This window comes from Acinetobacter sp. FB (assembly GCF_056033405.1).
Window position 1 is genome coordinate 2936368 of sequence record NZ_CM148502.1, and the last position, 18572, is coordinate 2954939.

Annotated in this window: 14 protein-coding genes and 1 pseudogene; 4 read left to right on the forward strand and 11 right to left on the reverse strand. The window is 35.4% G+C overall.

Translation table 11 applies throughout. The features are described 5' to 3' along the window. Positions 1 to 299: 299 nt before the first annotated feature. Complete coding sequence (locus tag AC0JIQ_RS13990; protein ID WP_474201994.1) at positions 300 to 1331, reverse strand: AraC family transcriptional regulator; 1032 nt, start codon at positions 1329 to 1331, stop codon at positions 300 to 302. 1162 nt (positions 1332 to 2493) lie between these two features. On the opposite strand from AC0JIQ_RS13990, the gene AC0JIQ_RS13995 reads away from it, so the two are divergent. Next, on the forward strand, positions 2494 to 3453 hold the full coding sequence (locus tag AC0JIQ_RS13995; RefSeq protein ID WP_474201995.1) for a hypothetical protein: 960 nt from the start codon (positions 2494 to 2496) through the stop codon (positions 3451 to 3453). 68 nt (positions 3454 to 3521) lie between these two features. Beyond that, positions 3522 to 3883: pseudogene (locus AC0JIQ_RS14000) on the forward strand (roadblock/LC7 domain-containing protein). Between the two features lie 111 nt (positions 3884 to 3994). Here AC0JIQ_RS14000 and AC0JIQ_RS14005 read toward each other — a convergent pair. Continuing rightward, entirely contained in the window at positions 3995 to 4564 is a 570-nt protein-coding gene (locus AC0JIQ_RS14005) for a TetR/AcrR family transcriptional regulator (protein WP_474201996.1), read from the reverse strand. Positions 4565 to 5186: 622 nt separating this feature from the next. Between AC0JIQ_RS14005 and AC0JIQ_RS14010 the strand changes: the two genes are divergently transcribed. Further along, positions 5187 to 7514 carry a TonB-dependent receptor gene (locus AC0JIQ_RS14010; RefSeq protein ID WP_474201997.1) on the forward strand — a complete coding sequence of 776 codons (2328 nt, stop codon included), beginning with the start codon at positions 5187 to 5189 and terminating at the stop codon, positions 7512 to 7514. 93 nt (positions 7515 to 7607) lie between these two features. Here AC0JIQ_RS14010 and arsH read toward each other — a convergent pair whose 3' ends face one another. Genes arsH through arsC form a run of 5 tightly spaced genes read right to left on the reverse strand, consistent with a single transcriptional unit; the run spans position 7608 to position 10659 of the window. Beyond that, positions 7608 to 8312, reverse strand: coding sequence for an arsenical resistance protein ArsH (gene arsH, locus AC0JIQ_RS14015; protein ID WP_474201998.1), 705 nt, complete (start codon positions 8310 to 8312; stop codon positions 7608 to 7610). A gap of 5 nt (positions 8313 to 8317) precedes the next feature. Continuing rightward, positions 8318 to 9358, reverse strand: coding sequence for an ACR3 family arsenite efflux transporter (gene arsB / locus AC0JIQ_RS14020; protein WP_004659015.1), 1041 nt, complete (start codon positions 9356 to 9358; stop codon positions 8318 to 8320). Positions 9359 to 9365: 7 nt separating this feature from the next. Then, on the reverse strand, positions 9366 to 9839 hold the full coding sequence (locus tag AC0JIQ_RS14025; protein ID WP_474201999.1) for an arsenate reductase ArsC: 474 nt from the start codon (positions 9837 to 9839) through the stop codon (positions 9366 to 9368). Between the two features lie 6 nt (positions 9840 to 9845). Next, on the reverse strand, positions 9846 to 10166 hold the full coding sequence (locus AC0JIQ_RS14030; protein WP_474202000.1) for a metalloregulator ArsR/SmtB family transcription factor: 321 nt from the start codon (positions 10164 to 10166) through the stop codon (positions 9846 to 9848). A gap of 58 nt (positions 10167 to 10224) precedes the next feature. Beyond that, on the reverse strand, positions 10225 to 10659 hold the full coding sequence (gene arsC, locus AC0JIQ_RS14035) for an arsenate reductase (glutaredoxin) (protein ID WP_474202001.1): 435 nt from the start codon (positions 10657 to 10659) through the stop codon (positions 10225 to 10227). Between the two features lie 260 nt (positions 10660 to 10919). Here arsC and AC0JIQ_RS14040 point away from each other — a divergent pair, with 260 nt between their 5' ends. Next, entirely contained in the window at positions 10920 to 12068 is a 1149-nt protein-coding gene (locus tag AC0JIQ_RS14040; RefSeq protein ID WP_474202002.1) for an alpha/beta fold hydrolase, read from the forward strand. A gap of 109 nt (positions 12069 to 12177) precedes the next feature. Here AC0JIQ_RS14040 and AC0JIQ_RS14045 read toward each other — a convergent pair whose 3' ends face one another. From AC0JIQ_RS14045 to AC0JIQ_RS14060, 4 genes are all read right to left on the reverse strand, one after another. Further along, the gene (locus tag AC0JIQ_RS14045) at positions 12178 to 14238 is read right to left on the reverse strand and encodes a bifunctional diguanylate cyclase/phosphodiesterase (RefSeq protein WP_474202003.1); all 2061 of its coding nucleotides are present in this window, start codon (positions 14236 to 14238) and stop codon (positions 12178 to 12180) included. 674 nt (positions 14239 to 14912) lie between these two features. Then, positions 14913 to 15929, reverse strand: coding sequence for a ketol-acid reductoisomerase (gene ilvC, locus AC0JIQ_RS14050; protein WP_004659026.1), 1017 nt, complete (start codon positions 15927 to 15929; stop codon positions 14913 to 14915). A 104-nt stretch (positions 15930 to 16033) separates the two neighbouring features. Further along, positions 16034 to 16525: an acetolactate synthase small subunit gene (ilvN, locus tag AC0JIQ_RS14055; protein ID WP_004659027.1), complete on the reverse strand. Its 492-nt coding sequence runs from the start codon at positions 16523 to 16525 to the stop codon at positions 16034 to 16036. Beyond that, positions 16525 to 18249, reverse strand: a complete 1725-nt coding sequence (locus AC0JIQ_RS14060; RefSeq protein WP_046738168.1) for an acetolactate synthase 3 large subunit — start codon at positions 18247 to 18249, stop codon at positions 16525 to 16527. The genes ilvN and AC0JIQ_RS14060 overlap by 1 nt, the downstream gene beginning before the upstream one ends. Positions 18250 to 18572 lie beyond the last annotated feature (323 nt).

Genomic DNA, 18572 nt, shown 5'->3' on the forward strand with positions numbered 1-18572 from the left:
ATATGTACCATAACTGAAAAAGTGAGAATTCGAAATTGGCGCAATTGTAGCAGATTTAGTGAACTTGTTTATTGATTGTTGATATGTACCAACTTATCCACAAGAAGCTTTACTTGCTAAAAATCAAATTGAAACGGAGCTAAAAAGATGTTCGAGTTAAGTGTAAGTTTTAGATAAAAGCGAAGACCCTTATTTCATATAGATAAACTCGAGGACAGCTAGCTTCTCAAAGTAATCATTTTTTAAAATATTATTACGAAACAGAATGTTGCTGTCTAAAGACAGAAATAAAAAAAGAATTAACTCTTTTTTAATATATCTTTTCTGAATTGTAATGGTGTTTTTTTAGTCCAGTTTTTAAAAGCACGCTGAAAAACACTTTGCTCCGCATATCCTAATAAATCAGAGATTTCATTCATATTAAAATTTTTGTCGCTTAAATACTCTTTTGCTAAACTTTCCCTGACTTTATTTACTGCCTGATTAAAATTAATGTTTGCTGCAAATAAATCTTTTTTTAATTCTTGCTTTGAGATTCCCATATGTTTTGCCACTTCAATAATATTTATATTCTTATTTTTTATGCAATATCTTATACTTAAATAAAGTCTATGTTCGATATCATCGTATATCTCTAACTTTTCAAGCAATCTATTTGCCTGCTTTTTTAATATTTTACAGAGTATAGGATCAACTCTTTGTAAAAATATGCTTTCAACCTCTGAAAATGAAAGTGTTATCGAAGTTACATCCGAATTAAAAATTACAGGACATCCAAAATAATCCTCATATATCTTTTTATTTCTGGGCTCATGATAAATAAAATTTATTTTTTTCACTGAGATCTTATGAGGATATATCGCTTTTTTAACCATATTAGAGGTAAAGGCAATCGCAGTTTCATCAATTAACAAACCGGGACGCCCCCTAGTATATTCCCAATTTACTTTAACAAAGTCTTGATCAACATAAAATTTTATAGAGTTAAAATCGTAAACTAAACGATTGTAATTTATAAAATCTAATAAAGCATCTAAAAGATTAGCTTCTGAAAAAGCAAGATAAGATAAAATACCTGCATGTGCTAACTGAATATGTTGAGCAATTTCCAGACCTAACCCTTCTACAGGATACTGCAAACTTATTTTATGTAAAATATTATTCCAAACTTGAAATGGTACGCGCTCATTGATATTATTTGGTAAAAATGTCTTAGTATCCAGATAAAAAAAGCATTCTTCAGGAAGATTTATTTTCTTTGAAAAACAAAAATCAACTATGGTCATTAATAGAGAAGTAGCAACGGACCCTAAAAAAACAGATTTATTCATTTAAAAAGTATTCCATTACCTATATCTTATTTACAATTAATTAAAAATAAAACCCAAATAATACTAGTCAATAAATAGATTTTAATAATAAATACCTTTGGATAATTTCATTAAAATAATCTAATCCTAAGCATTTATTTCATTTTGCTATTCTTAAAAATGACACATTTAAGGCTTCAAACAATAGATATCGTTAGCCATTAAAGTTACAAGTATAGTTGACATCATCTGGAGATATTGTGATATACATCACATTATTGATTTTAGCAAATATTGTCCGAAATACATTGACAATAAAATTCTCAAAAATTGACATCTATGAATTTAGTTAAGCAGTTCTAATGAAAACTCAAAAGCTAGTCGATGTGAAATCCCTATCACAATCCTAAACAAAAATATATTATTCAATTACTTACATTAAAAAAATAATTCGCATATTTAATCTTAGATAGTTCATGAGTGTTGGTTGTAGTTCAGGAAGTGAAAAAAATCTTCAAAGAGGACAAAAGTTTGTTGTATAGCTAAATCTATGCCTAGGTGAGCACATGATGAATATTTAAACTTTATTCAACTACTCTATGAGATTTCAGAAACCAAAAGATTTATGAACTATCAAATAACTCAGGTGATCGATTAAAAAATATATTTAAATTTTAATTACATCAAGAATAGACTGAATACTTCCACTCAAATTAATAAAGTATTTTCTTTGTCATATGAAAAACTATAAGAACCAATCCATTTTCTCAAATCAATTTTTCCAACTTGATGTATTTTTTAACGATCCATGTGCTTGCAGATGACCATTTATCTGAAATTTATATAATCTAAGCAAATGTCAATTTTCAATATAATTAATGTCAATACATTTTCAGAAATTCAGTATATTTTATCCATGATAATTGACACATCATTTCAATAAATAATTATCTGAACAATACCACTAATTTTAAAGTATTTATTAAGGATTATCTTTATGAAAAGAATATCTAGAGAAAATATTTTTAAAAATTTAACAGATATTTATCTTTTACTACAAATAAGAGTATTATATATATCAATCAACATAAAGAATTATTTTTAAAAATAAAATCAGCCCCCTAATCATAAATACCAACTTTTATGATAAATATCAACACATAAACCACCAAAAAGTGACATCATGAATAAAATCTATATTAATATTATAATTATTGGATTAGACATAAAAACAACTTTAGAGCTAAAAAGTGAATTACGCAGAATAACTCCAAGACAAATACATCTTAATTGGATTTATACATTAGATGAAAATATAGACCTCATCATAGTTGGTGATTCAATTTTCGATACACATACAATCCAACGCTTCATAAAGCAGAAAAAAATTAAATATTTGAAAATATTAGAAAAACAAAATATTACGACTATAGAAAATAGTGACATATCTATCTCAATACAACAAACTGCAATACTAAAAAACTGGATACAGTATTATATTATTAATAATTTATCACATTCAATACAGACAAATAAAAACCAAAATTCACTAGAAAAAAAACCTATAGATTTAAAATACTTAAATGATATTTTCAAATTTAAGAATACTAAACTCCATCTATCAGATCGTAATGGTAGCTTAGCAATTATTGATACTGGAAGCAGGTTAGCTTTTTTTGATCCTCAGCAATTATCTAGAAAAACAGATCAAAGTTTTAATTATAAAATTGCAACTAAATCAGATTTATCAAAAAAAAATTTTACGTCTGAAGCTAATTTAGAAGACTGGATTTGGAATCTATTCTGGAGATCACCTGAATTTAAAAATTTAACATTGGATCAAGAGGAATATTATAAAATTTTTTATTGGCCACAGCCCAATCAAAATATAGATCAAAAGATTATATTACAACTTTCTGCATGTTTTATCCAAGGGGCTCAGCTTTGCAAAGTCTCAAATGATCTAAACCTGCCTATTGAAATAGTCCAACAGTTTATATGTGCATGTCTGATATCAATGAATGGGAGAAGAATATTAAAATCAGAAAGCAATTATAGTAAAAAAGAAACACTTAAAGAAAATGAAAACAAAAAATTATTAAGTATTTTTTTCAATAAAATTAGAAACCATCTTAAAACATAAATTTCCCCATGCGTGGCTATAAAAATTTTTTGATAATTTAATATCAACAAGCTACAGGGCATAAAAAATTGATTCAATGAGCAAAAAATCATGCTAATGGTTTTTTAACCAGTTATGTCATGCTATGTTTGACGAATCGCCTTGAACTAAAGACTATTTATAAGAACAGCAATATGACAGCACCAAACTTGCCGCAGTTAGTAGCTCTATTCTTGCAATGATCAGTGCTTTTTTAAATGAAATTAATCTTACGGGCTGTCAAAGCATCACCTTCGATGCTAAAAATGGAACAGCTATTTTGACGTCCATCACCGCACCTCACCACCCAATGATATTGGTTACATTGAGTAATAAAGATTTACTTTTAAGACAATTACTTTATAGCTTGAGGCAAGTCAGTAATGCACTTATTCATGCAGACTCAACTTAAGATTTTATCGTTTTTCAAAAGTAGAAAGCTAAGATAAGCTTTAACCGAAGCCTTGTCTTAGTAGAACTAGAAGTAAAGAATATAGGCTATAAGACTGAAGATTCAGATGTATTAGACATTTAACGTTCGGCTCGCTAATATTAATTTTTTGATGTAACTCCAAGATTGTTTACTTTTACACATATCACTGTAGTTTCTAATATTAATCATTAAACCATCTATAACATTTAAAAATATATCAGTTAAAATTTTTGGTTGATCGACATGCAGACCTATCAACAACTCTTCAATTAATTTTCGCAACCAATTTTTATGTTCTGTAATTATTTGAGCTAAAGCAGGATATTTATTTAATATTTCAATAGTCGCCTTCTGAAATAAGCAACCATTGTAATTATTTGAATATATCCAACGGATATGCCAATCATATATTGTTTTTATCTTTCCTAAGTAATCAAATCCGTCTTTTAAATTTATTTCATGCAGTATGGCATCTCTTATTTCAACACTTCTTATAAGCAAACATAAGGCTATTAATTTTTCTTTTGATGGAAAGTGTTTATAAAAAGTCATTTTTGCAACACTAGAATCATGAATAATTTGATCCACACCAATAGAGCTAAAAGAGTTAGCATCAAATAACTTGATAGCTGTTACAATAATATCTTGTTTCTTATTCACTTTACTCTCTTTTACTTTTGACAAAAATTATTAAATAATTTATTAAACATCAATTTCAAAATAAGACTCAAAATAATTGAAAATTTAATAAATATTTATTTTTAGTTCTTAAAGTCAATTTTTATTTTAAAATACCATAAAAATTAAAAAAAATATTGACACTAATTATTTAAAAATTGACACTCCAATAAAATTTTATAAAGTTATATTTATAGGCATTCAGATTTATTTATAGTTGATCCATTTTGGATTTTTATTTATGGATCAGCTAGGTCTGATAATTTTGCAACTCTTGATCGCCTACCTTAATTATATTTCTATCAGTGATTACTAAACACCTATTTTAAATCAAGAGTTCATCACTATTTGATTAGGCGACAGAATACACTTCAATCTAGTTTCAATTCTTCCAATAATAGAATTCCCTTTTCATCATTTTCTTAGATAGATATCTGCACAAGAAATTCTCTATGTACGACCACAACTTATTTGTACATAAGGCCTAGACGTAGGTTCATTCTTCTTTTGCTGCCTATCCGACAAATAGTTCAGTTATAAATTGAAATTATGATTAAGAATTATTATTATTCTCAAAATTTTTCTCATATCTGTGTGAACGATTATGTCTTTTATCAAATCACGTAAGAAATTAGTATCTTCCGCAATCGCATCTTCACTCTCCGTGATTGCAGTACCAGCCATCGCTCAAGATCAGCCAGTACAATTACCAACAATTCATACCCAAGCAGAACAAGAACAAGGTCTTAAAGTAGACCAATCCTCAAATAGCAAATTTGTCGTTCCTCTTTTAGATACACCAAAATCTGTTTCTGTTATTTCAAAGCAGCTTATTGCAGATACTCAAGTTACAAGCCTTTCTGATGCTTTACGTACAATTCCTGGTATTACTTTAGGTGCTGGTGAAGGTGGTAATCCAAACGGCGACCGCCCTTTCATTCGTGGCTATAACTCAGAAAGCTCAATGTATGTAGACGGCATTCGTAACTCAACATCACAAAACCGTGAGATGTTTGCAGTTGAACAAGTTGAAGTTACAAAGGGTTCTGCCTCTGCTTTAGGTGGTGCAGGTACTTCTGGCGGTAGCATTAACATGATTTCTAAAGTTGCTAAAAAAGGCGATGCTTTAGAGGGTTCGGTTTCAGGTGGTACAGATAATTATGAACGTATTACCTTAGACGGAAACAAAGATTTTAATAATGGTGTCGCAGCTCGTGTGGTGGTCATGGGCCATCAAAATGAAAAAGCGGGACAACATGATGGTGCTGAATATAAACGTGCAGGTATTGCACCAAGTATTACCTTTGGTTTAGATACAGCAACTCGCGGCACCTTGAGTTACTACTACCTTAAAACCGATGATATTCCAGATTCTGGTATTCCATACAACAACCCATTTGCTACAACAAATGCAAATGCTAAATTTAATGGCAATGGTAAGCCTATCGATGTCCAACAAGGCACTTACTATGGTTGGAAAGATCGTGATTTCCAAAAACAAGAAAATCATGTTGGTACATTCAAATTAGAACATGATTTAACAGATAACCTAACGCTGAGTAATACAGCTGTTTACACTAAATCTAAGAATGATTATCTGTGGACAAACCCAGACGACTCTAAAGGTAACTTTTACAATCCAACGACAGGCGCCCTAGATGGATCAGTTTGGAGACGTACAAACTCTCGTGTTGGAGATACGGACGGCTTTACAGATCAACTTGCTCTAACAGGTAAGTTTGATACAGGTGCATTTAAACATCGTTTTAATACAGGTGTAGAGTATAGCGATCAGAAAACTGATCGTACTCAATATATTTTAAATGGCTTAGATTCAACAGGGAGTGCTAATAACACGTGTAAAGCTGCTGCAATTGCTTCTGGTTGGTGCACCTCAGTACAAAATCCAAGCAATGTTCCATGGACAGGTAGTATAAGTACTGATGGTGCTGATCGTTACAATATTCGTAGCAAAAACCAATCTGTTTATTTCCTAGATAATATCGAGTTAAGCCCACAATGGCTTTTGGACTTAGGTGTTCGTTGGGATAAATTTGAAACTAAACAAACCATGACTTATGGTGCACGCAATAATGCCGTGACAGGTCTAAATAATACAAAAATCACAGCTAAAGCTGGTGATCAAGTTACTGTTGAAAACAACAAAGATTTCTTTAACTACCAAGCTGGTTTAACCTTTAAACCAGTGGAAAATGGTTCTATCTATGTCAGCTATGCAACTTCAGCAAACCCTGTGGGTGTGGATGGTGGTGATGGTTCAGAAGGGATTACTGCTGCAATTCAAAACCTAAAACCTGAAGAAGTTAAAACATATGAATTAGGAACAAAGTGGGATGTTCTTAATGATAAATTAAACCTCACAGCAGCAATTTTCCGTACTGAAAAAACCAATACTCGTGCTACAGCTGAAGATGGCACCACTCAAAATATCGGCGAAACACGCGTTGATGGTATTGAGCTTGGCGTAAACGGAAATATTACTGAAAAATGGGCTGTTTCTGCGGGTTACACCTATTTAGACAGCGAACTTGTCGATGGTGGTTACACCAATGTAGGTAGTACTGCAGCTCCTGTTTACCAAGCAAATCCAAGTAATGGTAACCAAGTACAAAACGTTGCAAAAAATAGCGCTACACTTTGGACGACATACCAAGTCTTACCTGATTTAACATTGGGTGCTGGTGCTGTCGCAATGGATAAAGTCTATGGTAATGCCACGAATACCAAGTGGGTTCCAGGTTATGTTCGCTATGATGCAATGGCGCGTTATAACGTAAATAAAAATGTTGATTTACAGCTTAATGTAAACAACTTATCTGATAAGCGTTATTTCACTAAAGCATATTCATCTCATTATGCAACTGAAGCAGAAGGTCGCAGCGCAGTATTGTCTGTGAACTTCAAATACTAAAACCTGAAAATCCATCGTTAAACGATGGATTTTCATAAAAAACAGCCTCCTGACGAGGCTGTTTTTTATTATCTTAACGAAAAGCAATAAACATTATAGATTACGTTGATTGACACGCTTCGACAGCTCCTCAGCGGACTCTTTCCGTTCAGAATAACGGTCTGTTAAATACTTACTCTGCCCTCGCGTCAACAGCGTGAATTTATACAATTCTTCCATCACATCTACGATACGATCATAGTAAGGCGATGCTTTCATACGACCATATTCTTCAAATTCTAAAAATGCTTTTGGAATTGAAGACTGATTTGGGATGGTAATCATGCGCATCCAACGACCTAAAATACGCATTTGATTGACACTATTAAAAGACTGCGAGCCACCACTAACTTGCATCAATGCCAAAGTTTTACCTTGGGTTGCGCGAATCGCACCACCTGCCAGCGGAATCCAATCGATTTGCGATTTAAAGATGGAACTCATCGAACCATGGCGTTCAGGCGAACACCACACCATGCCCTCTGACCACGCCAACAATTCCTGTAATTCTTTAGCTTTTGGGTGTTCCATATCCGCATCTTCAGGTAAGGGCAAACCTTTAGGATGAAAGATTTTTACTTCAGCACCAAAGTGCTCCAAGATGCGCCCTGCTTCCATCACGGCTAAACGACTATAGGAACGTTCACGATTCGAACCGTACAACAATAAAATACGTGGTGCATGATCCAAGGCTTGCGCTTGCACTTTTTCTAAGGTGGGTTGATCAAGCAAATTCATATCTATATTTGGAAGAGTCATCACAATTACACCGATTTAAAATACTTTTTTCTAAGCCATAAAGACACACTGACTAAAGCAATCAGCACAGGCACTTCAACCAATGGGCCAATCACTGTGGTAAATGCCACGGGTGAAGCTAGACCAAACGTTGCGATCGCGACCGCTAATGCCAATTCAAAGTTATTCCCAGCAGCAGTAAAGGAAATTGCAGTGGTTTTCGGATAGTCATTCCCCATCCATTTGCTCATAAAGAAGCTCATGAAGAACATCACAACAAAGTAAATCGTCAATGGAATCGCAATACGGATCACATCGAAAGGCAAGCTCACGACATCAGCACCTTTTAGGCTAAACATTGCAACAATCGTGAACAGCAACGCCAACAGGCTCAAAGGACTGATCTTCGGCAAAAAGACATTTTGATACCATGCTAGACCTTTGGCTTTCACTAAAATCATTCGCGTCATGAAACCAAGAAAAAATGGAATACCCAAGTAAACCAACACCGCATGGGTAATCGTCCAAAAATCTACATGAATAACTTGCCCTGCAATACCAAAATAAGGCGGCAAGAAAGTGAGGAACAGCCAAGCATAACTACTAAAGAATAAAATCTGGAAAATACTATTAAATGCCACCAATGCTGCAACATATTGATTATCACCACAAGCTAAACCATTCCAGACCAAGACCATTGCAATACAGCGTGCTAAACCAATCAAAATTAAGCCCGTCATATATTCTGGATAGCTTTGTAGAAAAATAATGGCTAATCCGAACATCAAGACAGGTGCAATTAACCAGTTTTGCACTAAAGATAAAGTCAGCGTTTTTTTATCTTTAAATACTTCTGGCAATGCCGCGTAATCAACCTTTGCTAAGGGAGGATACATCATCAAAATCAGACCAATCGCAATTGGGATATTGACGGAATCCACACTCATTTTATCTAAAGCAACAGAAGCTTGAGGTAAAAATACACCGATCGCAATTCCTAATCCCATGGCAATAAAAATCCATAGGGTTAAGTTACGATCTAGAAATGATAATCTTTGCTGAGCCATGATGTTCTCATTCAATATCTGAGATTTGATTGATTGCAGCAATCAATTCAGGACGAGACATATTTGCGCTATCCAATGCAAATAGAGCATCTAAACGGCGGTTGATATGATCTACAGTCACTTGGAATGCTTGTAATTTTTCTGATTTAGGCAAATCTAAATGTGAAGGATCAGCCAAGCCCCAATGTGCTTTAATTGCACCACCTAAATAAAGTGGGCAAGCTTCCTGAGCCGCAGAGTCACAAACTGTAATCACCACATCTGCCTGATATTGTTCACAGTCATCAATGGTTTTACTCCACAAACCATCAGTTGAAAGGCCTAAGTTTTCAAGCGTTTCAATCGTCAGTGGATGAACCTGTCCAGAAGGCTTACTACCTGCACTATATGCTTTCCAATTTTCAGGTGCACGACTGTTAAAAAGTACTTCGGACAAAATGCTGCGACAACTATTTCCAGTACATAAGAAAATAAATTTCATGCGGTATTACTCACAATAACTTTTAATTTGGAGAGGCTGAGATTGGTTACTTGCGGAAGTTTGTTCACGTACCAAGAGATTGAGTAATTCATGACACCAAGCAGGCAACTCTGGATGAATGCTGTAATACACCCACTGGCTTTGTCGTCTGTCTTGCAATAAACCTGATGAACGTAATAATGCTAAATGTCTAGAGATCTTTGGTTGACTGAGTTGTAATTTTTCAGTCAAGTCACACACACATAATTCTTTATGCTCAGCAACTAAAGTGACAATATTGAGACGTGTTTCGTCTGCTAAGCATTTAAAAAAATTCACCTGATCCATCTTCACTTCCTATTTGCTTATATGAATATGTAAATTTCCATATATAAAAGCCAAATTTTTAATTTACGCGTTGCCCATTTTCATCAATCACCTGCTCACCATCTTCTTTAGTAAAAGCGCCCATCTGTGGTAGTGACAAAATATCTAACACAAGTTCAGATGGACGACACAAATGTGTTCCTCGTTCAGTCACCACAAATGGTCGATTGATCAAAATAGGGTACTCCAGCATAAAACTGATCAGTTGCTCATCGGTCCAATCTTCACGATCTAATGCTAGATCGTAGTAAGGATCAACATTCTTACGAATCGCTTCTCTAACCGTCAAATTCGCATCTTGAATAAGCTGAATTAACTCGCTACGAGTCGGAGGTGTATTCAAATATTCAATAATATTCGGCTCAATTCCTGTATTACGAATCAAAGCCAATGTGTTACGTGACGTTCCACATGCTGGATTGTGATATATCGTCACATCTAATGAAGTTGCCATCGAATTAAAACCTGATTAATTTTTAAATTCTTTATATATGAATTTTCATATATATGCAAATTCATATATGGTGCACCACAATTAAATCAGTTTCCCTGCTGTCTCTTTTTCCAAAACCTCAAAATTCAATCGTGCAAATCACATAATATTGTCTCAAGTTGATCATTTTGGAATACAAGTTAAGCAAATGAGTCACTGAGCTTAGAGACTTTTTCTTCTAATATGCGGCTACACAGTTGTAACCATAGAGTTCTTGCACGATGACTCAATTGCCTAAAGTTAAAGATACCTTTGTTAACGCTAAAACAGCCCAATCAATCTTAAAAACGCGTGCGGGTAAGCAAGCTGCACAAGTATTTTCAAATGCGGCAGATCGTTTCTTGAGGGGACATCAACTGGCATTGTCAGGAAAGACACCTTTTGAAATCGTTTATGAACGTGAAATTATTAGCTTACGGTTTTACAAGGCAGATGTAGAATCGGGTGAAAATAAACACCGTGTACCACTCGTTATTATTCCCCCATTAGCAGCCAATACCTTAGTGTTCGATTTGTTTCCTAATCGCAGTCTCATTCGTTACTTTCAAAGCCAAGGTTTTGATGTGTATATGATTGACTGGGGCACACCAAGCCGTAAACAAGCCAAATATAATTTCGGGACATATATCAAAATCTTTATGCCCGACTTTATCAGCAAAATTCGTGAACATAGCGGACAACAACAACTATCACTGTATGGCTGGAGTCTCGGTGGAGCTATCTCACTTTGCTATACCTCATTATTTAAAGATAAAAATATTAAGAATTTAATGATTTTGGCATCACCCATTAACACTCATCAATCAGGTTATATTGGCAAGCTTTATCAAAAGTTAAACACCCCAGCACAATGGGTGCGGACCAATACTAATTTCCGAATCCGTCAAATTCCGAGCCGCTATTTCCATATTCATGGTTGGCAAAATACGCTTGGATTTAAGCTCACAGATCCAGTAGGTAATTTTAAAAATTATTGGCAATTACTGAAAAATTTGAATGATCGACAGTTTGTCATTAATCACGCAACATCAAGTTCGTTTGTTGACAATATGCTCGCCTATCCTGGCGGTGTAATGCGCGATATTATTTTACGCTTCTGGATTGATAACGAACTTTCGACAGGTCTCGTTAAATTTGGAGATCAAACTGCTGATTTTAAAGATATTGAATGTTCAGTACTTGCAATTGGCGGGGATACTGACATTATTGTGACTGCAGAAGCTGTACGACCATTAATGGATTTGATCAGTAGCCAAGATAAAACATTTGAAATCGTTCTCGGAGGTCATATGGGTTTGGTTTCAGGTAGCCAAGCACCACAAGCAGTTTGGCCTGTAGTTAGTGCATGGTTGCAACAGCGCTCAAATTAAGTGCTTATAATTGCTAAAATAATTAAGGCTGTGAATCTCTTTTACTTGAAAAGATATGAGCAGCCTTTTTCATGAATAGATGACATAGATATCGTTAAATCAAAATAAATTAAGCAAAGTTGTGACGATTCAACACTAAATTTTCAACATTTACAGGTATACCCAATAAATAACCTTGTAATTGATTGCATCCTAAATTAGTTAAAATATCAGCTTGTTGCTGTGTTTCTACACCTTCAGCTGTGACGATTAAGCCTAACTTAGCGGCAAGGTGAATGATACTTTCTAGAATTGCCTCTTCTTTCGAGTTTGGTTGTAAATCTATGAGAAAACCGCGATCAATTTTAAGTTCATCAACAGGCAGATCTTTTAAATATAAAAAGCTTGAGTAACCAGTTCCAAAATCATCAATCGCGATCCGAATACCCAACTTACGCAAACGTTCTAAAGTACGAATACTTGAATCAATATGATGCATTGCTGTTGATTCAGTGATTTCTAAAATAAGATTGTGGGGCTGAATTTGATATTGTTCTAAGAGCTGTTCTAATACACTAAAAAGTTTTTTATTTTCAAATTGTAATGCAGATAAGTTGACGGCAATCGGGTAGAACGGACTATTACTTCGTTCCCATTTTTGAATCTGCTGACAGGCTTGCTCCAATGCCCAATATCCCATCGGAATAATCAAACCTGTTTTTTCTGCTCCCTCAATAAACATTTGAGGAGTCAACAAACCTAAGCTTGGATGCTTCCAACGGATGAGCGCTTCAACACCACAAACTTGATAATTCGCAGTAAATTTAGGCTGATAAAATAAAACAAATTGCTGCTCATCTACCGCTTTATACAAATCATTAATTAATTTGGATTGGCTACGAACATCTTGCTGATCTGTTGCGGAGTGGAAAACGGTAAACGTATTTCTACCCTGCTCTTTAGATGCCAACATTGCTACATCTGCATTAATTAATAAATCCTGAACATTCGTACCATGCTCAGGATACATCGCGATTCCCAAACTTGCAGAAATATTAATTTCTTTTGTCGCGATCAGATATGCTTCTTGAATAAAATGCAGAACTTCTTCTGCCAGCAACATCGCTTGATTAACATCCGTATTTTCAGAGATCAATACAAACTCGTCACCACCAATACGAAATAGCTTATGGCTTGAACTTAATTTTTCATGTAACCGATTGGCCATTTGAATTAAAAGTTGATCACCAATATGGTGTCCAAAAGCATCATTTACCGATTTAAAGCGATCTAAGTCTACATATAAAAATGCTGCTTTTTCTTCTCGTAAGCGATGATGGCTGAATATTACTTCCGCATAATCTGTCAAATATAATCGATTCGGCAACTTTGTTAATGAATCATGCAGTGACTGAGTTGCTAATTCTCTGTTTATTCTAACTAATTGTTGATTACGCTCTTCTAATCGGGCTTCTAAAACTGCGACGGCAAAACCAGCAACAAATACCAAACTGGTAATAAAAATAATGGTAAACAATAAAACGGCCTGCTCTGTTTGTGCTGAGCCAAGTGCTTCCGCAAATCCTGTATCAAAATAAGTAGCTGCCATACCCGTGTAATGCATACCTACAATACTAAAAGCCATCAATATTGCAACGACAGCCTTTAATGCAGTTTTATATTTAACCGCGGTTTTATATTTAAAAACGAATAAACAGCTCAAACCGGAACCACATACAGCGATGAGTACTGAACAAATCACCAATAATGGATCATATCTCAATTGATGGTGTTCAACTGAAAGCGCCAACATCCCCGTGTAATGCATTCCAGATATCCCTAGCCCTAAGAATAATGCACCTAAAATCAGACGTGGCATAGGTAAAGTAGGTCTAGTCGTTAGCCAAACAGCAAATACCGAAGCAGTTGCGCCTATCAAATATGAAAGCACAGTCAAACTAATATCAAAATGATAGCCTTCAGGCAAATGGCTCGCGAGCATTCCAATAAAATGCATTGCCCATATTGCCAAGCCTAAAGTCAACCCACTCGTTACTAAAATGCTTTTCTCAAACTTTTTATAAGCAGCCTTAAAAACGAGCTCTTCCATTGAAACTGCAGCATAACAAGTCGCTACTGCAACCAAAATGGAAACGATGACCCATGTGCTATCGTAATCAACGTGAACCATAAAGGACTTCCATGATTATTCAGTACTTTTTTTTATTTGTTGAGCGAATTGCTCGAAATCAGAACGATCCTTAACACTCAAAAAAGATACAAATTGTGTATTCATAAACTTTCCTTAACAATAACATCATCTAGCATAAGGTCAAGTCTTTTTCATTTTATAAATCAATAGAATAAAAACATATAATCATTTCAAACCAATGAAAAGACTTGCTTTTTTTATTGCACTTTTTTACCGAAAGACCAATTTATTTTTGCTAGGTGTTTTTAGTATTTAAGTAGTTACTTCTTATTTGTTTTAAACTACACTATGAACTTAAGTCTCATTGCAGTTTTGTTGTTTTTCTCATGTATTAAGCACGATATAAAATGCTTATTTCAGATACATACTAAGCCTTTTTTAATTTTTATACTGTTATAACTCTGTTATCAACAGCATTAAAAAATCTCATTTATCAACAAAGAGTTTCTTTTAACTCAGAGATAAAACTTAGTTTTCTCTTTGTCTAATATTTTGTTTGCTTGAATCCTGAGTAGGCTCTCCTACACAAGGAACAGGGAAATAGAAAAGCATGAGAAGCAAGATTGGAGCTATGCTTCGCTAATGCATAACATTAGGATGATCCAATAAAAAGCCCCTGTACAAACAAGGGCTTTTAAAGATTAAACTAAAACTTAGTTCTTCTCTTTGTCTACGATTTTGTTCGCTTGAATCCACGGCATCATCGCACGTAACTTGTTACCTGTTACTTCGATACCATGCGCAGCGTTTTGACGACGACGAGCAGTCATAGATGGGTAGTTTAACGCACCTTCTTGAATGAACATTTTCGCATATTCACCAGATTGGATACGTTTCAATGCATTACGCATTGCTTCACGAGACTGTTCGTTGATTACTTCAGTACCAGTCACATATTCACCGTACTCAGCATTGTTAGAAACTGAGTAGTTCATGTCAGCGATACCGCCTTCGAACATCAAGTCAACAATTAACTTAAGTTCATGCAAGCATTCGAAGTAAGCCATTTCTGGTGCATAACCAGCTTCAACCAAAGTTTCGAAGCCCATTTTAACCAATTCAACCGCACCACCACAAAGAACTGCTTGCTCACCGAATAAGTCAGTTTCAGTTTCTTCACGGAAAGAAGTTTCGATGATACCTGTACGACCACCACCTACACCTGAAGCGTAAGAAAGCGCTACGTTACGTGCATTACCAGAAGCATCTTGGTGAATTGCGATTAAGTCAGGAACACCTGAACCACGTTGATATTCAGAACGTACAGTGTGACCTGGTGCTTTTGGAGCAACCATGATTACGTCCAAGTCTTTACGTGGAACAACTTGGTTATAAAGAATCGAGAAACCATGAGCAAATGCTAAAGTCGCGCCTTCTTTGATATTTGGCTCAATCACATCACGATAAAGTTGAGATTGGAACTCATCTGGAGTCAAAATCATCACTAAGTCAGCTTGAGCAACAGCCGCTGGAACTTCAGATACTTTAAGACCTGAATTTTCAGCTTTTTTCCAAGATGCTGAACCAGCACGTAAACCAACAGTTACGTCAACGCCAGAATCTTTCAAGTTAAGTGCATGAGCATGACCTTGTGAACCATAACCAATGATTGCAACTTTTTTGCCTTGGATGATTGATAAGTCACAGTCTTTATCGTAAAAAATTTGCATCTGTTTTCTCCGCTAAAATTTTTGTCATTTCCCTTGTTATACAAGGATAGATCCTTTGAAACTTTCCAATTCTTGCATTTCTATATGAAGAATTAGGGAAGCTATTAAATACTTAAAACTTTTTCACCACGTGCGATGCCTGATACACCTGAACGTACAACTTCTAAAATGGTATTTTCAGCAAGTGCATCAATAAAACCATCAATCTTTTCAGTCGTACCAGCGATTTGAATCGTATAAGTGGTAGGTGTTACATCAACGATTTGGGCACGGAAGATGTCTGCTGTACGTTTAATTTCAGCACGAGCAGCACCGAGCGCTTTAACTTTGATCAACATCAATTCACGCTCAATATGTGAACCTTCTGATAAATCAACTACTTTAACTACTTCAACCAATTTGTTGAGTTGTTTCGTGATTTGCTCAATTTTGTGATCATCACCATAAGTGGTGAGTGTCAAGCGAGATAAAGTCTCATCTTCAGTAGGTGCAACATTGAGTGTCTCGATGTTGTAACCACGTTGGCTAAATAAACCCACAAGACGAGAAAGCGCACCAGCTTCATTTTCAACGAGTACAGAAATAATATGTCTCATTATGTGCGCTCCCCTTTACCTAACCACATATCTTTCATCGATTGACCTGCAATCAACATTGGATAAACATGTTCTGTACGATCAACCATGACATTAATGAATACACATTTATCATTAATTGCCATTGCTTCAGCCAGTTTAGATTCCAATTCATCTGCATGATTGATTTGAATACCTACGTGACCATAAGCTTCCATCAATTTTGCAAAATCAGGTAAAGAATCTACATAAGAGCTTGAATGACGCCCTTCATAGTTCATGTCTTGCCACTGCTTCACCATGCCTAAAGCTTGGTTATTCAAGCAAAGAATTTTCACATTTAAGCCATATTGCTTACATGTTGATAATTCTTGGATACACATCTGAATTGATGCTTCACCTGTAATACACACGACTTGTTGATCTGGGAATGCAAGCTTCGCTGCCATTGCATACGGTAAACCAACACCCATAGTGCCTAGACCACCAGAGTTAATCCATTGGCGTGGACGTTTGTATTTGTAGTAATTTGCGCCAAACATTTGGTGCTGACCTACGTCAGACGTAATGATTGCTTCACCATTGGTCACACGATCAAGCGCTTCCACCACTTGTTGTGGTTTCATTTCACCATTTTGAGCAGCTTCATAGCGTAAGCCATGAACTTTACGCCACTCATTAATCTGAGACCACCATTCAGCAATTGCTTCAGGATTTGGCTTAGACACATTCATCTGTTTAAGCTGAGCTAACATTTCTTGAAGAACTGGCTCAACCGCACCAACGATAGGAATGTGCGCCATGATCGTTTTAGAAATGGTCGCTGGATCTACATCAATATGAATAACTTTGGCATTTAAACAGAATTTCGCAGGGTTATTGGTTACACGGTCATCGAAACGTGCACCAATGGCCAAAATCACGTCTGCATTGTGCATCGTCATATTGGCTTCATAGGTACCATGCATCCCTAACATGCCTACAAACTGTGGATCATTGCCAGGGAAAGCACCTAAGCCCATTAAAGTATTGGTTACTGGATAACCCAATAAATGTGCAAGTTCAGTCAATAATGCAGAAGCATTACCTTGAACAACGCCACCGCCCGTATAAATAATTGGGCGTTTAGCAGTAATGAGCTCATCAATCGCTTTGCGGATTTGACCTGAATGTCCACGTGAAGGTGGTTGATATGAACGCATCTTCACTTTTTCAGGATATTCGTAGGCAAATTTTTCTGCTGGATTCGTGGCATCCTTAGGAATATCAACAACAACTGGGCCTGGACGACCAGAGGAAGCGATATAAAATGCTTTCTTAATAATTGCAGGAATTTCGCTGGCGTGACGCACTTGGAAACTGTGTTTTACGATTGGACGAGAAATACCAACCATATCTGTTTCTTGGAATGCATCTTCACCAATTAGGTGACTTGCAACTTGTCCTGACAAAATCACCATTGGGATTGAGTCCATATAGGCAGTTGCAATAGGAGTAACAGTATTTGTTGCGCCTGGACCAGAAGTCACAAGAACAACACCTGTTTTACCAGTTACACGCGAGTATGCATCTGCCATATGACCAGCAGCTTGCTCATGACGTACAAGGTAATGATTAATTTTGTCTTGTTGAAAAAGCGCATCATAAATATGTAAAACTGCGCCGCCTGGATAACCAAAAACATGCTCTACGCCTTCGTCCGCAAGCGCACGAACGAGCATTTCACCACCAGATAAAAGTTCCAACGTGATTCACCCTAGTGTTAGTACAATTTATGGGAGACATAAATTGTATTTTCATTCATTAACTTATGCACTTTTCTAAGTGTGCGTATTCTACTCGTTTTTGCTGCAATAGGAAAAATTTTCTGACTCATCAGCCGTATAAGCTGTTATTACATCTCGAATCAAAACATGTTGGGATAAACATATTTCAAAAAATCATTCTCTCGGCTAGAAAGAATGTCCATTGCAAACCATGACATTTATTCGAAGGGTGATCAAATAAGCGCATATAAAACTAAGCAAGCATTTTTGTTGCTTTCATACACAAAGTCAAGAATAAAGAA